Here is a 14030-nt window from a genome sequence, read left to right on the forward strand (position 1 = left end):
CGCGGCATGTCGCCGGTCGTCCATAGGATGGCCGTGTGAGCGAGACGGCCGCCGGCGGCGGAACCCCGACCGAGTTCGAAGGGCTGGACTTCGACGCCGCCCGTGCCGAGGCCGCGCGCCTCGCGGAGCGCATCGAGGGGGCGCGGGTCGCCTACTACGGCGACGGCGACTCCCCGTACTCCGACGCCGAGTACGACGCCGACTTCCATCGGCTCGAGGCGCTCGAACGGGCCTTCCCCGAGCTCGCCGGCCAGGACAGCCCGACCCAGCAGGTCGGCGCCGTCGTGGCCTCGGCCGGCTTCCCGCCGCACGAGCACGCCGAGCGCATGCTCAGCCTCGACAACGTGTTCAGCGTCGACGAGTTCCGCGAGTGGGCGGGCAAGGCCCGCGCGGCGGCCGGGCGCGACGTGCGCTGGCTCTCGGAGCTCAAGATCGACGGTCTCGCGATCAGCCTCGCCTACCGCGACGGCGTCCTCGAGACCGCGACCACCCGAGGCGACGGCAGGGTCGGCGAGGACATCACCGAGAACGTCGAGCTCATCCCGGTCATCCCGCGTCGACTGGAGGGCTCCGGGTTCCCGCCCTTCTTCGAGGTGCGCGGCGAGGTGTTCCTGCGCACCGCCGACTTCGAGGCGCTCAACGAACGCCAGCACCAGCTCCAGGCGGCCTACGCCGACGAACAGCGCGCCCGGGGCAAGGCGGAGGAGGACATCGCCGTCCGCTTCCCCGAGTTCGCCAATGCGCGGAACACCGCGGCAGGCAGCATCCGGCAGCGCCGCGAGAACAAGTCGCCCGAGCAGCTCCAGCTCATGCGCGAGCGGCTGGGCAGGCTCTCCCTCTACCTGCACGGCATCGGCGCCTGGCCGAACCCGCCCGTCGACTCGCAATCGGGCATCTACGACCTCCTCGCGAGCTGGGGCCTGCCGGTCTCGCCGCACACCCGGGTGTTCGGGTCGATCGACGACGTCGCCGGGTTCATCGCGCACTGGGGCGAGCACCGGCACGACGTCGAGCACGAGATCGACGGGATCGTGGTCAAGATCGACGAGCTCGACCTGCACGACGAGCTGGGTGCGACCAGCCGCGCCCCGCGCTGGGCGATCGCCTACAAGTACCCGCCCGAGGAGGTGCACACCAAGCTCCTCGACATCGCCGTGGGCGTCGGGCGCACCGGGCGCGCGACCCCGTTCGCGATCATGGCGCCCGTGAAGGTCGCCGGCTCGACCGTGCGCCAGGCCACGCTGCACAACCAGGAGGTCGTGAAGGCGAAGGGCGTGCTCATCGGCGACACGGTCGTGCTGCGCAAGGCAGGCGACGTGATCCCCGAGATCCTCGGCGCGGTCGAGCAGCTTCGAGACGGCAGCGAGCGCGAATGGCAGATGCCGGAGGCGTGCCCCGAGTGCGGCACGGCGCTGCGTCCGATGAAGGAGGGCGACATCGACCTCCGCTGCCCGAACGCGCGCTCGTGTCCCGCGCAGGTGCGCGGGCGCGTCGAGCACATCGGCTCGCGCGGCGGACTCGACATCGAGGCGCTCGGCGAGGTCACGGCCGCGGCCCTCACGCAGCCGTTCGTCCCGGCCGAACCGCCGCTGCGCACCGAGGCCCGGTTGTTCGACCTCACGCTCGAGGAGCTCGTGCCGATCGAGGTGGTCGTCCGCGACGCCGAGACCGGCGAACCGAAGGTCGACGAGGAGACGGGCGAGCCCGTGCGCCGGGCGCCGTTCCAGAAGTGGGGTCCCGCGACCTACCCCCCGGAAGCGGAGGGCCTCGATGCCGCCGAGCGCCGGCGCCTGGGCATCCGCAAGAGCCACCGCGAACTCCTCCCGTCAGGCGCCGCCGAGAAGCTGCTCGTCGAACTCGAGAAGGCGAAGACGAAGCCGCTGTGGCGGCTCATCGTGTCGCTCAACATCCGCCACGTCGGCCCGGTCGCCGCCCGGGCGCTCGCCGACTGGTTCGGGTCGCTCGACGCGATCCGCGCCGCGAGCCGCGACGAGCTCGCCGAGGTCGAGGGCGTCGGCGGCATCATCGCCGACGCGGTCATCGACTGGTTCGAGGAGGACTGGCATCGCGAGATCGTCGAGCGGTGGGCCGCGGCCGGCGTGCAGTGGTCGACGCCGGGGCATCCCGGCCCCGGAGCGGCCGCCGACGCCGGCGGCGTGCTCGCGGGCCTGACCGTCGTCGCGACCGGCAGCCTCGACGGGTTCACGCGCGAGGGCGCGCAGGAGGCGATCATCGCCGCGGGCGGCAAGGCCGCATCGAGCGTCTCCAAGAAGACCGACTTCGTGGCCGCCGGGCCGGGGGCAGGGTCGAAGCTCGCGAAGGCCGAGGAGCTCGGCATCCGCGTCCTCGACGCCGCGCAGTTCCGCGTGCTCGTGACCGAGGGGCCCGCGGCGCTCGACGGCTGACCGGCGCGGCGCCGCGCCGCATCTGGCCCGAACCGGACTCCGCCCGCACAATAGGGGGATGGCGGGGACCGGGGGAGTCGACGGCGGCACCGAGCGCGACGCGGCGAGCGGCGCGAGCGAGGCATCCGATCGCCCTCGCTCGACCCGACGCGACTTCCTGCGCTACGGCGGGGTGGCCGCGGCCGGTGCCGTCGTCGGCGGCGCGGCGGGCGCAGCCGCCGGAGCCGCGGCCGGCTACCGAGCCGGCTTCGACCGCGGCGCCGACGACTTCGCCGACCTGCAGCCCCGCAGCGAGCCCGGCTTCGACCACCTCGTCGTGCTCATGGGCGAGAACCGCTCGTTCGACAACCTGCTCGGCTGGCTGTACGCCGCCGACGGCCTGCCCGACGGCCAGACGTACGACGGCCTCGCCTTCGGCGACTACTGGAACCCCGCGCCCGACGGCACCCGCATCGACGCGCACGTCTACGACGGCGCCACCGACGAGATCATGGGCCGCCCCGATCCCGACCCGGGCGAGGAGTACCCGCACGTCAACACCCAGCTCTTCAACCGCATCGACCCCGAGACCAACGCCGACCTGTACGTCGAGGACATGAGCGAGCCGTACAACGCGCCCGCGAAGGGCCAGGAGCCGACGATGGACGGGTTCGTGGCCGACTACTACGTGAACTGGGAGCGGCTCAAGCAGGGCACCCCGCCGACGGCCGACGAGGCGCGGCAGATCATGGGCTCGTTCTCCCCGGAGATGCTGCCCGTCCTCTCGACGCTCGCGAAGCACTTCGCGGTCTACGACGCCTGGCACTGCGCCGTGCCCTCGCAGACGTTCTGCAACCGGTCGTTCTTCCACGCGTCCACCTCGCACGGGTTCGTGACGAACAAGCACGACGGCGGGTACGACAAGTGGCTCGACGCGCCCGCCGCGCCGACCGTCTTCAACCGGCTCGAGGACGCCGGCGTCACGTGGCGCGTGTACTTCGACGAGCTCCAGCTCGTGTCGTTCACCGGCGTCCTGCACGCCCCGGTGCTCGAGAAGTACTGGAAGACCGACCACTTCGCCACGATGGACCGGTTCGACGAGGACGTGCGCACCGGCAACCTGCCCGCGTACGCCTTCATCGAGCCGCGCATGGTCTACAACCACAACGACTTCCACCCGCCGTTCGGGCGCCTGCGCGAGTCGGAATTCGACGGCGAGGCCGTCATCGACAGCGCGCTCAGCGACGTGCGGGCCGGGGAAGCCCTCGTGCACCGGGTGTACGAGGCGATCCGCACGTCGAAGAGCCCCACCGGGTCGAACGCGGTGAACACCCTGCTGCTCGTCACCTTCGACGAGCACGGCGGAACGTACGACCACGTGCCGCCGCCCGCCGCCGTGCCGCCGCACGACGGGGCGAAGCCGGGGGAGATGGGGTTCACGTTCGACCGGCTCGGGTGCAGGGTGCCCGCGATCGTCGTCTCGGCGTACACGCAGGCCGGCACCATCGTGCACGACGAGATGCACCACGGCGCCGTCATCGCGACCCTGAGCCGCCTGCACGGCCTGAAGCCCCTCACCCGCCGCGACGAGGGCGCCAACGACCTGTTCGGCGCGGTGAACCTGGCGAAGCCGAGGCATCCGTCGTCGTGGCCGGTGACGTCGCCCGCGTACGTGCCGCCGAACCCGGAGGCGACCGCGCCGCACCCGGCGCACGCGCACCGGGACAAGCCGCTGAGCCCGCCGGCCAAGGGGCTCCTCGGCCTGCTCATCGCGAAGTACGGGAAGCCGGGCGAGCACGAGCCCGAGACGTACGCCGACGCGTACGAGGTGCTCCACCGGCACGGCGACGGGCTGTTCGGCGTCGACGGCTGATCGCCGATAGGGTGCGGCGGATGCCGTCGATAGGATTGACGCATCCCCATCACGACACGACGGAGCAGCATGTCCGAAATCAGTGCGGAGCAGGTCGCGCATCTCGCGAACCTCGCCCGCATCGCGCTCACCGAGGAAGAGATCGCGCACCTCACGACCGAACTCGGCCAGATCATGCACGCGGTCGAGCAGGTGAGCCGCGTCGCGACGCCCGACATCCCGCCGACGAGCCACCCGATCCCGATGCAGAACGTCTTCCGCGACGACGTCGTCGGCGACACGGTGTTGACCGCCGAGCAGGCCGTCTCGGGTGCGCCCGAGACCGACGGCTCGCGCTTCGTCGTCTCCGCGATCCTGGGGGAGGAGCAGTGAGCCACGGCGACGAGCTGACCCGCCTGGACGCCGCCGACCTCGCCGCGAAGCTCGCAGCGGGCGACGTCTCGTCCGTCGAGGCGACCCGTGCGCACCTCGACCGCATCGAGGCCGTCGACGGCGCGGTGCACGCGTTCCTCCACGTCGCGGGCGAGCGCGCGCTCGCCGCGGCCGCCGACGTCGACCGCCGCCGCGCCGAGGGCGAGGCCCTCGGGTCGCTCGCCGGCGTGCCGATCGCGATCAAGGACGTGCTCGTCACCGAGGGCATGCCCTCGACGGCGGGTTCGCGCATCCTCGAGGGCTGGGTGCCCCCGTACGACGCGACCCCGGTGCGCAAGGTCCGCGAGGCGGGCCTGATCCCGCTCGGCAAGACGAACATGGACGAGTTCGCGATGGGCTCGTCGACCGAGCACTCCGCGTACGGCCCCACCTTCAACCCGTGGGACCTCGAGCGCATCCCCGGCGGTTCCGGCGGCGGTTCGGCCGCGGCCGTCGCCGCCTTCGAGGCGCCGCTCGCGCTCGGCAGCGACACGGGCGGCAGCATCCGCCAGCCCGCGCACGTCACCGGCACCGTCGGCGTGAAGCCGACCTACGGGGCGGTGAGCCGCTACGGCTCGATCGCGCTGGCCTCGAGCCTCGACCAGATCGGCCCGGTCACCCGCACCGTGCGCGACGCGGCGCTGCTGCAGGACATCATCGCCGGTCACGACCCACACGACTCGACGTCGATCCCCGACGCGTGGCCGTCGATGGCCGAGGCCGTGCGCAACGCGGATGTCTCGGGCCTGCGCATCGGCGTCGTGAAGGAACTCGACGGCGAGGGCTTCCAGCCCGGCGTCCGCCAGCGGTACCACGAGGCGCTCGACCTGCTCGCCCGCAACGGCGCCGAGATCGTCGAGGTCAGCGCGCCGAACTTCGAGCACGCGATCGCCGCGTACTACCTGATCCTGCCCGCCGAGGCCTCCAGCAACCTGGCGAAGTTCGACTCGGTGCGCTTCGGCCTCCGCGTCACGCCCGAGGGCGGCGGCACGGTCGAGCAGGTCATGGCCGCGACCCGCGAGGCCGGCTTCGGCCCCGAGGTGAAGCGCCGCATCATCCTGGGCACCTACGCGCTGTCGGCCGGCTACTACGACGCCTACTACGGCAGCGCCCAGAAGGTGCGCACGCTCGTGCAGCGCGACTTCGACGCCGCGTTCGGGCAGGTCGACGTGCTCGCCACGCCGACTGCGCCGACCACGGCGTTCAAGATCGGCGAGAAGCTCGACGACCCGCTGTCGATGTACCTCAACGACGTCGCCACCATCCCGGCGAACCTGGCCGGCGTGCCGGGCATCTCGCTGCCGGTCGGGCTCGCGCCCGAGGACGGGCTGCCGGTCGGCATCCAGTTCCTCGCGCCGGCGCGCGAGGACGCCCGCCTGTACAACGTCGGCGGTGCGCTCGAGCAGCTGCTCGTCGCCGAGTGGGGCGGTCGCCTGCTCGACCGGGCGCCCGACCTGTCCAGCCATGAGATGCTCGCGAGCGAGGAAGGTGCCGTCTGATGGCCCGCGCCGAACTGATGGACTACGACCGCGCGCTCGAGCTGTTCGAGCCGGTCATCGGGCTCGAGGTGCACGTCGAGCTGAACACCCGCACGAAGATGTTCTCGCCCGCGCCGAACCCGGCGAACAGCGAGTTCCACGGCGCCGAGCCGAATACGCTCGTCTCGCCGGTGTGCCTGGGCCTGCCGGGGTCGCTCCCGGTCGTGAACGGCGAGGCCGTGCGCTCGTCGATCTCGCTGGGCCTCGCGCTCGGCTGCTCGATCGCCGAGTCGAGCCGGTTCGCGCGGAAGAACTACTTCTACCCCGACCTGGCGAAGAACTACCAGATCTCGCAGTACGACGAGCCGATCGCCTTCGAGGGCTCGGTCGAGGTCGAGCTCGAGGACGGCCGCACCTTCCAGATCCCGATCGAGCGCGCCCACATGGAGGAGGACGCCGGCAAGCTGACCCACGTCGGCGGCGCCACCGGCCGCATCCAGGGCGCCGAGTACTCGCTCGTCGACTACAACCGTGCCGGCGTGCCGCTCGTCGAGATCGTCACCAAGCCGATCTTCGGCGCCGAGGCGGATGCCCCCGCGCTCGCGCGCGCCTACGTGTCGACGATCCGCGACATCGCGCTCTCGCTCGGCATCTCGGAGGCGCGCATGGAGCGCGGCAACCTCCGCTGCGACGCCAACGTGTCGCTCCGCCCGCGCGGCGAGGCGAAGCTCGGCACCCGCACCGAGACGAAGAACGTGAACTCGTTCCGCTCGATCGAGCGCGCCGTGCGCTACGAGATCCAGCGCCAGGCGGCGATCCTCGCCAAGGGCGGCACCATCACGCAGGAGACGCGCCACTGGCACGAGGACACCGGCACGACGAGCGCCGGCCGTCCGAAGTCCGACGCCGACGACTACCGGTACTTCCCGGAGCCCGACCTGCTGCCCGTCGTGCCGTCGCGCGAACTGGTCGCGGAGCTGCGCGCCGCGCTGCCCGAGCCGCCCGCCGCACGTCGTCGCCGCCTGAAGGGCGACTGGGGGTTCACCGACCTCGAGTTCCAGGACGTCGTGAACGGCGGCCTGCTGAACGAGGTCGCCGCGACGATCGCCGCGGGCGCCTCGCCCGCTGCGGCGCGGAAGTGGTGGACCGGTGAGCTGACGCGCCTCGCGAACCAGCAGGAGACGGATGCCTCGGCGCTGGCCTCGCCCGAGCACGTCGCCGAGCTGGCGGCGCTCGTCGACGCGGGCACCCTCACCGACCGGCTCGCCCGGCAGGTGCTCGAGGGCGTCGTGGCCGGCGAGGGCTCGCCGCAGGAGATCGTCGACGCCCGCGGCCTCGCGGTCGTCTCCGACGACGGCGCGCTGATCGCCGCGATCGACCAGGCCCTCGCCGCCCAGCCCGACGTGCTGGAGAAGATCCGCGACGGCAAGGTGCAGGCCGCCGGCGCCGTGATCGGCGCGGTCATGAAGGCGATGCAGGGCAAGGCGGATGCCGCGCGCGTGCGCGAGCTCGTGCTGGAGCGGGCCGCGCAGGCCTGATCGCTCGGAGACGATGGCCGGGTCCCGCGGGATCCGGCCATCGTCGTCTCGAGCCCGGCGACTCACAGCGCGTTCGAGGCTGGCGTCGATAGCGTATGGCTCCCCACCCGATGAAGGACGAGGACACCATGGGCTTCCTGGACCGACTGTTCGGCGCTCCCGACGACCGTGCCGCGCGACCCGCTCAGCCGGTGCCGCCGGCGCGTCAGCTGAGCGAGGACGAACTGGCGATCGAGCGGTACCGCTACCTGCTCCGCACCGCGCCGCCGGAGGCCATCGAGCAGGTGCATGCGGAGGCGTTCGCCAAGCTGTCGCCGGCCCAGCGCGAGCAGGTGTTCCGTGCGCTCGCGGAGCAGGCCCCGCCGGGGAGCGCCTGGTCTCCGACCAGCCGGCAGCGCTCGCACGTGCGGCCACCAGGCAGGAGCTCCGCCAGCCGGGCAGCATGGAGCGCGCGTTCGCGAATGCCGGCGCCGGACCCGGCCGGCCGGCCGGCGCCCAGGCGGGCCCGTCGTTCGGCACGATGTTCGGCGGTTCGCTGCTCGGGACGGTCGCCGGCGTGGTCATCGGCTCGGCGATCGCCGACGCGTTCCTGCCGCCGATCGGCGGCGACTTCGGGACCGCCGGCGGTGACGTCGGCGGCGACGCCGGGACGGATGCCGGCTCGGTCGACGCGGCCGGCGACGGCTGGGGCGGCGACGGCGGGGAGACTTCGGCGGCGGAGACTTCGGCGGGGGCGACTTCGGGTTCTGACTCGGCAGGCGCTGTCGGCGGGTCGCGGTAGCGTCGAGTCGTGAGCAAGCAGGACGGCTCGTCGCGCCAGGTGACCACGGGCCCGGTCGACGATTCGGCGACCCCGATCCTGCACGTCGACATGGACGCGTTCTTCGTCTCCGTCGAGCTGCTCCGACGACCCGACCTCCGCGGCAAGCCCGTGCTCGTCGGCGGCACGGCCGGGCGCGGCGTGGTGTCGGCGGCGAGCTACGAGGCCCGCCGGTACGGCGTGAACTCGGCGATGCCGATGTCGGTCGCCCTGCGGCAGTGCCCGAACGCGGTCGTGCTGCGCGGCGACTACGCCCGCTACGCCGAGTACTCGAAGCGCGTCATGGAGATCTTCGAGTCGATCACGCCGAAGGTCGAGAAGCTCTCGATCGACGAGGCGTTCCTCGACGTGGCCGGCGCCCGGCGCCTGCACGGCAGCCCCGCCGAGATCGGCCGGACGATCCGCGAGCGCGTCCGGCGCGAGACCGGCCTGACCTGCTCGGTCGGCATCGCCGCGACGAAGTTCGTGGCGAAGGTCGCCTCCGGCCGGTCGAAGCCCGACGGCCTGCTCGTGGTGCCGGCGGCCGACACCGTCGCGTTCCTCCACCCGCTGCCGATCTCCGCGCTCTGGGGCGTGGGGCGGGTCACCGAGGAGTCGCTCACCCGCCTGGGCCTGCGCACCGTCGGCGACGTGGCCGCGATGCCCCGCGATGCGCTGGAGCGCGCCATCGGCCCCGCCCTCACGGCTCGCTTGTCGAGCCTCGCGATGGGCGAGGATCCGCGTCGGGTCGTCACCGGCCGCGAGGAGAAGAGCATCGGCCACGAGTCGACGTTCGAGCACGACCTCGTCGAGCCGGCAGACGTGCGACGGGAGCTGCTGCGGCTGTCGACCGACGTCGGCGTCCGCCTGCGCCGGGCCGGGCTCGTCGCCCGCACCGTGTCGCTGAAGCTGCGCTACGGCGACTTCCGCACCGTCACGAGGTCGCGCACGCTCGCCGAGCCGACCGACGTGGCCCGGCGCATTTACGACGAGGCCGCCGCCGTGCTCGAGGGGCTGATCGGCGACGGCGAGCGGGTGCGCCTGATCGGCGTCCGCGCCGAGCAGCTCCGCCCGGGCGGCGCGGTCGCCGCGGCGCTCTGGGACCCGGACGAGGACTGGCGCGACGCCGAGCGCACCATCGACGAGGTCACGGCCAGGTTCGGGCGCGGCGCGATCCGGCCCGCGGCGCTCGTGCGCACCGACGCCGAGCGGGTCGAGTGGACCGGGCGCACGACGCCGAAGCCCGACTGATCGGGCCGCCCACCGGCCCCGCGGGGGTGTCGGGCCGGGGCATCCGTCGCTAGCCTTGCGACATGACTGATCTCGTGCTCGACCTCGCAGACAAGGTCGCCGGCGTCGGCGTCCGCACCTCCTACGGCGAGCCCGTCGACGTGGGCGGAGCCACGATCGTGCCCGTCGCGCTCGGCTACTACGGGTTCGGCGGCGGCAGCGGCAGCGGCGAGGGCGACCTGGGCGGCGGCGCTCGCGAGGGCACCGCCGAGGGCCACGGCACCGGTCACGGCGAGGGCTCCGGCGGTGGGGGCGGCGGGGTCTCGATCCCGCTCGGCGCCTACGTCGGCCGCGGCGGCGACGTCCGGTTCGAGCCGAACCTGATCGGGCTCGTGCTTGTCGCCACCCCGTTCGTGTGGGTGCTCGGCAAGTCGCTGAAGTGGGTCATCCGCGCCCTCAAGCACTGAACGCGCCCGAAGTACCGACCGCACCCTCCACCCGGCGTATACTCGACCCCGAACACGGGAGTCCGGTGAGCCGGGCTGAGAGGAAGGTTCTCCAACCTTCGACCGTCGAACCTGATCTGGATCATGCCAGCGCAGGGAGGGCAACGCATCTCATATCCCGTGCCGCTTTCCTTCGAATGAAAGGGCACGAACAGTGCACGCAACCATCACCGGTTCCGACCGTTCCACCACGCCGGGCACCGACCGCTTCCGCTGGCGGGTCGTCGACATCGTCGTCGCCAGCGTCATCGGCGTCGCGACCGGCCTCCTGTTCCTCATCTGGAACAACATCGGCTACGCCTGGTTCTCCGCGGCCGACGCCCTCACGCCCGGGCTGGGCGGCATCGCCGTCGGCATCTGGCTGATCGGCGGCGTGCTCGGCGGGCTGATCATCCGCAAGCCGGGTGCCGCGATCTACGTCGAGGTGCTCGCGGCGATCGTCTCGGCGATCGTCGGGAACCAGTGGGGCATCGAGACCGTCTACTCGGGCCTCGCGCAGGGCCTCGGCGCCGAACTCGTGTTCGCGCTGTTCGCGTACCGGCACTTCGGCGTGCTCGTCGCCATGCTCGCGGGGGCGGGCGCCGGCGTCGGCGCGTGGACGCTCGAGCTGTTCCTCTCCGCCAACCTCCAGAAGTCGGCCGAGTTCCTCGCCCTCTACTTCACGACCGTGGTCGTCTCCGGCGCGGTGCTCGCCGGGCTCCTGGGCTGGCTGATCGTCCGGGGCCTCGCGGCGACCGGCGCACTCAGCCGCTTCGCCTCCGGGCAGGCCGTCGCCAAGCGGGTCTGACCGTGCCGGCGACACGACCGATCGCCACGGGCGGGCCCGCCGCACCGACGGGCCCGGCCGCGGTCGAGGCGCGCGGCTGGGGCTGGCGGCACGCCGGGCGGCTCCGCTGGGCGGTCGAGGGGCTCGACCTGCGCATCGAGGCGGGTGAACGGGTGCTCGTCGTCGGGTCCTCGGGGAGCGGCAAGTCGACGTTCCTGCACGCCCTCGCCGGCGTCCACGGCGGTGCCGAGGAGGGCGAGTCCGTCGGCCGCCTGCTGGTCGACGGCGTCGACAGCACGGCCGCCCGCGGTCGCGCGGGGCTCGTGCTGCAGGACCCGGATTCGCAGGTGATCCTCGCCCGCGTGGGCGACGACGTCGCGTTCGCGTGCGAGAACCTGAGCGTGCCGCGCGAGGGCATCTGGCCGCGGGTGCGCGGGGCGCTGGAGGCCGTGGGCCTCGACCTGCCGCTGGAGCATCCGACGAGCCGCCTGTCGGGCGGGCAGAAGCAGCGCCTCGCCCTCGCCGGGGCGCTCGCGATGCAGCCCGGCCTGCTGCTGCTGGACGAGCCGACGGCGAACCTCGACCCGAGCGGCGTCGCCGAGGTGCGCGCCGCGGTCCGCCGGGTGCTCGACGAGACGGGCGCGACGCTCGTGGTCGTCGAGCACCGGGTCGACGTCTGGCGCGACCTCGTCGACCGGGTCGTCGTCTTCGGCGCCGAGGGTCGCCTGATCGCCGACGGTGCCCCCGACGAGGTGCTCGCGGCGCACCGGGAGCGGCTGCTCGCGGCCGGCGTCTGGGTGCCGGGTGCCGACCTGCCCGTCGCCCCGGCCGTGCCGGCGGCGGCCGACGCGCCGCTCGAACTCGTCGGCGAGGGCCTGGCCATCGGCCGGAGCCGGGAGCGGGTCATCCGCCGCGGGCTCGACCTCGCGCTGCCGGCCGGCGCGTCGACCGTGCTGACCGGGCCGAACGGCGCCGGCAAGTCGACGCTCGCGCTGACGCTGGGCGGCCTGCTGCCGCCGCTCGAGGGTCGGGTCGTGGCGTCCGCCGGGCTCGCCGACGGCATCGGCACCGACCCGATCCGGTGGCGCTCGCGCCAGCTGCTCACCCGCATCGGCACGGTCTTCCAGGAGCCCGAGCACCAGTTCGTCGCCCGCACGGTGCGCGCGGAGGTGGCCGTGGCCGCCCGGGCGCTCGGGCACGGCGACGCGGAGGCCGCGCGGCGCGCCGACGAGGTGCTCCAGCGGCTGCGGCTCGACCGGCTCGCGGAGGCGAACCCGTTCACGCTGAGCGGCGGCGAGCAGCGCCGCCTCACGGTCGCCTCGGTGCTCGCCGCACAGCCGCGCGTCGTCATCCTCGACGAGCCGACGTTCGGGCAGGACCGGGTGACGTGGGTCGAGCTGGTGCTCCTGCTCCGCGAGCTCGTCGACGAGGGCCTCACCCTGCTCTCGGTCACCCACGACGCCGCGTACGTGGCGGCGCTCGGCGACCGTCGGGCCGTGCTGCCGGACGCCGCTGCGGACGTCGATCGGCGCGCGAGCGCACCGCGGGCGACGGGGGAGGCCGCATGAGCCTCGACGAGCGGATGCCTCCGGCCGTCGCCGATCCGCCGGTCCCGGTGCTCGCCGCGCCGGAACCGGCACGGCGGCTGCGGCTCGTGTCGCGCGTGAATCCCGTCACCCGCCTCGCCGCGGCGATGATCGTGACCACCCCGTTGCTGCTCACGGTCGACTGGGTCAGCGCGGCGGTCGCGCTGGTGCTGCAGCTCGGGCTGTTCCTCGCGGCGGGTGCGAATCCGGCGCTCATCGCGCGCCGGACGTGGCCGATCCTCGTCGCTGCGCCGATCGCCGGCGTCAGCATGCTGCTCTACGGCGAGCCGTCCGGCACGGTCCACGTCGAGTTCGGCCTCGTGCGCATCACCGACGGGTCGATCGAGCTCGCGATCGCGGTCACGCTCCGAGTGCTCGCGGTCGGCATCTCGGCGGTGCTCCTGTTCCTCGACGTCGACCCGACGGAGCTGGCCGACGGGCTGGCGCAGGTCTGGCGCCTGCCGAGCCGGTTCGTGCTCGGCGCGCTGGCCGGTGCCCGGTTGGTCGGATTGTTCCTCGAGGACTGGCGTGCGATGTCGCTGTCGCGGCGCGCACGCGGCATCGGCGACCATGGCGCCGTCCGCCGCTTCGCGACGATGGCGTTCGCGCTGCTCGTCCTCGCCATCCGGCGCGGGTCGAAGCTCGCGACGGCCATGGAGGCCCGTGGCTTCGGTGCCGACCGACCCCGGACGTGGGCGAGGGAGTCCACCGTCGGCCCGCTCGATGCGGTGCTCGTGGCCATCGCGGTCGCGGTCGGCGTGCTCGCGATCGGCGCGGCGGTGGCCGCGGGCACCTTCCACCCGGTGTGGGCGTGACCGCCGGATCGGGCGGCGAACGAGGGCGCGACGTCGAACCGGGGCCGGCCGCCGCCGCGATCCGGCGCATCCGACAGGAGGCGCGGCGTCTCCGAGCGCCCCTGATCGCGATCGACGGGCCGAGCGGCGCCGGCAAGTCGACGCTGGCGGTCGCGGTGGCGTCCGACCTCGGCGGCGCCGCGCGCCCCGCCCGGGTCATCCGGCTCGACGACGCCTACCCGGGCTGGGACGGCCTCGATCGCGGCGCGGCCGCCGTCGGGGCGGGGCAGCTGGCGCCGCTGCGGCGGGGCCGTGTGGGGTGGCGCCGACCGTGGGACTGGGACGCCGATCGCACACTGCCCCCGGTGCCGGTGCGTCCGGCGCCCGGGCCGCTGATCGTGGAGGGGTGCGGCGCCTTCGCCGCGGTGGGCGATGACGCCGGCGTGCTGCGCGTCTGGCTGGCCGCGCCCGACGTGGCGCGCCGGCGCCGGGCGCTCGAGCGCGACGAGGGCCGCTTCGATCCCTTCTGGGACCGCTGGGAGGTGCAGTGGCGCCGGTACGCCGCCGGCCGGCCGGCCGCGCGCGCTCACCTCGTGCTGCGGGCGACGCCCGACGGCGCCTGACCGGGCGCTGCGTCGCACCACCTCCGCGGGATGCGCCGCGAC

The 14030-nt window shown here is 73.7% G+C and carries 12 protein-coding genes and 1 riboswitch; all 12 genes read left to right on the top strand.

Annotation, left to right across the window (positions count from 1 at the left end; all coding sequences use genetic code 11):
* The first annotated feature begins 35 nt into the window (after positions 1–35).
* The 12 genes from ligA (at position 36) to ACGGZK_RS12295 (ending at position 13988) form a co-directional block, all read left to right on the top strand.
* Positions 36–2405, top strand: coding sequence for an NAD-dependent DNA ligase LigA (gene ligA / locus ACGGZK_RS12240; RefSeq protein ID WP_395242928.1), 2370 nt, complete (start codon positions 36–38; stop codon positions 2403–2405).
* A gap of 58 nt (positions 2406–2463) precedes the next feature.
* The gene (locus ACGGZK_RS12245) at positions 2464–4257 is read left to right on the top strand and encodes an alkaline phosphatase family protein (protein WP_395242929.1); all 1794 of its coding nucleotides are present in this window, start codon (positions 2464–2466) and stop codon (positions 4255–4257) included.
* 69 nt (positions 4258–4326) lie between these two features.
* The gene (gene gatC / locus ACGGZK_RS12250; RefSeq protein ID WP_395242930.1) at positions 4327–4629 is read left to right on the top strand and encodes an Asp-tRNA(Asn)/Glu-tRNA(Gln) amidotransferase subunit GatC; all 303 of its coding nucleotides are present in this window, start codon (positions 4327–4329) and stop codon (positions 4627–4629) included.
* Entirely contained in the window at positions 4626–6167 is a 1542-nt protein-coding gene (gene gatA / locus ACGGZK_RS12255) for an Asp-tRNA(Asn)/Glu-tRNA(Gln) amidotransferase subunit GatA (RefSeq protein ID WP_395242931.1), read from the top strand. Before gatC ends, gatA begins: the two co-directional genes overlap by 4 nt.
* Positions 6167–7684 carry an Asp-tRNA(Asn)/Glu-tRNA(Gln) amidotransferase subunit GatB gene (gatB, locus tag ACGGZK_RS12260; protein ID WP_395242932.1) on the top strand — a complete coding sequence of 506 codons (1518 nt, stop codon included), beginning with the start codon at positions 6167–6169 and terminating at the stop codon, positions 7682–7684. The genes gatA and gatB overlap by 1 nt, the downstream gene beginning before the upstream one ends.
* Before the next feature lie 442 nt (positions 7685–8126).
* Positions 8127–8465, top strand: coding sequence for a hypothetical protein (locus ACGGZK_RS12265; protein ID WP_395242933.1), 339 nt, complete (start codon positions 8127–8129; stop codon positions 8463–8465).
* 9 nt (positions 8466–8474) lie between these two features.
* Positions 8475–9734, top strand: a complete 1260-nt coding sequence (locus ACGGZK_RS12270; protein WP_395242934.1) for a DNA polymerase IV — start codon at positions 8475–8477, stop codon at positions 9732–9734.
* Between the two features lie 62 nt (positions 9735–9796).
* Positions 9797–10180, top strand: coding sequence for a hypothetical protein (locus ACGGZK_RS12275; RefSeq protein ID WP_395242935.1), 384 nt, complete (start codon positions 9797–9799; stop codon positions 10178–10180).
* Between the two features lie 44 nt (positions 10181–10224).
* Positions 10225–10335, top strand: a riboswitch (TPP riboswitch).
* Between the two features lie 38 nt (positions 10336–10373).
* Positions 10374–11006, top strand: coding sequence for an ECF transporter S component (locus tag ACGGZK_RS12280; protein WP_395242936.1), 633 nt, complete (start codon positions 10374–10376; stop codon positions 11004–11006).
* A 2-nt stretch (positions 11007–11008) separates the two neighbouring features.
* Positions 11009–12553 (top strand): ABC transporter ATP-binding protein, encoded by a 1545-nt coding sequence (locus ACGGZK_RS12285; protein ID WP_395242937.1) that lies wholly within the window; start codon positions 11009–11011, stop codon positions 12551–12553.
* Positions 12550–13386: an energy-coupling factor transporter transmembrane component T family protein gene (locus ACGGZK_RS12290; protein WP_395242938.1), complete on the top strand. Its 837-nt coding sequence runs from the start codon at positions 12550–12552 to the stop codon at positions 13384–13386. The genes ACGGZK_RS12285 and ACGGZK_RS12290 overlap by 4 nt, the downstream gene beginning before the upstream one ends.
* The gene (locus ACGGZK_RS12295) at positions 13383–13988 is read left to right on the top strand and encodes an ATP-binding protein (RefSeq protein WP_395242939.1); all 606 of its coding nucleotides are present in this window, start codon (positions 13383–13385) and stop codon (positions 13986–13988) included. Before ACGGZK_RS12290 ends, ACGGZK_RS12295 begins: the two co-directional genes overlap by 4 nt.
* Positions 13989–14030 lie beyond the last annotated feature (42 nt).

It is taken from the genome of Agromyces sp. MMS24-K17 (assembly GCF_043950245.1).
In the GTDB taxonomy this organism is placed as follows: Bacteria; Actinomycetota; Actinomycetes; order Actinomycetales; family Microbacteriaceae; genus Agromyces.

Excerpts from the sequence above, each read along its gene's own strand:
- ACGGZK_RS12245 (WP_395242929.1), top strand. The coding sequence starts at position 2,464 with ATGGCGGGGACCGGGGGAGTCGACGGCGGCACCGAGCGCGACGCGGCG.
- gatC (WP_395242930.1), top strand. The coding sequence starts at position 4,327 with ATGTCCGAAATCAGTGCGGAGCAGGTCGCGCATCTCGCGAACCTCGCC.
- ACGGZK_RS12275 (WP_395242935.1), top strand. The coding sequence starts at position 9,797 with ATGACTGATCTCGTGCTCGACCTCGCAGACAAGGTCGCCGGCGTCGGC.
- ACGGZK_RS12290 (WP_395242938.1), top strand. The coding sequence starts at position 12,550 with ATGAGCCTCGACGAGCGGATGCCTCCGGCCGTCGCCGATCCGCCGGTC.
- gatB (WP_395242932.1), top strand. The coding sequence starts at position 6,167 with ATGGCCCGCGCCGAACTGATGGACTACGACCGCGCGCTCGAGCTGTTC.
- ACGGZK_RS12265 (WP_395242933.1), top strand. The coding sequence starts at position 8,127 with ATGGAGCGCGCGTTCGCGAATGCCGGCGCCGGACCCGGCCGGCCGGCC.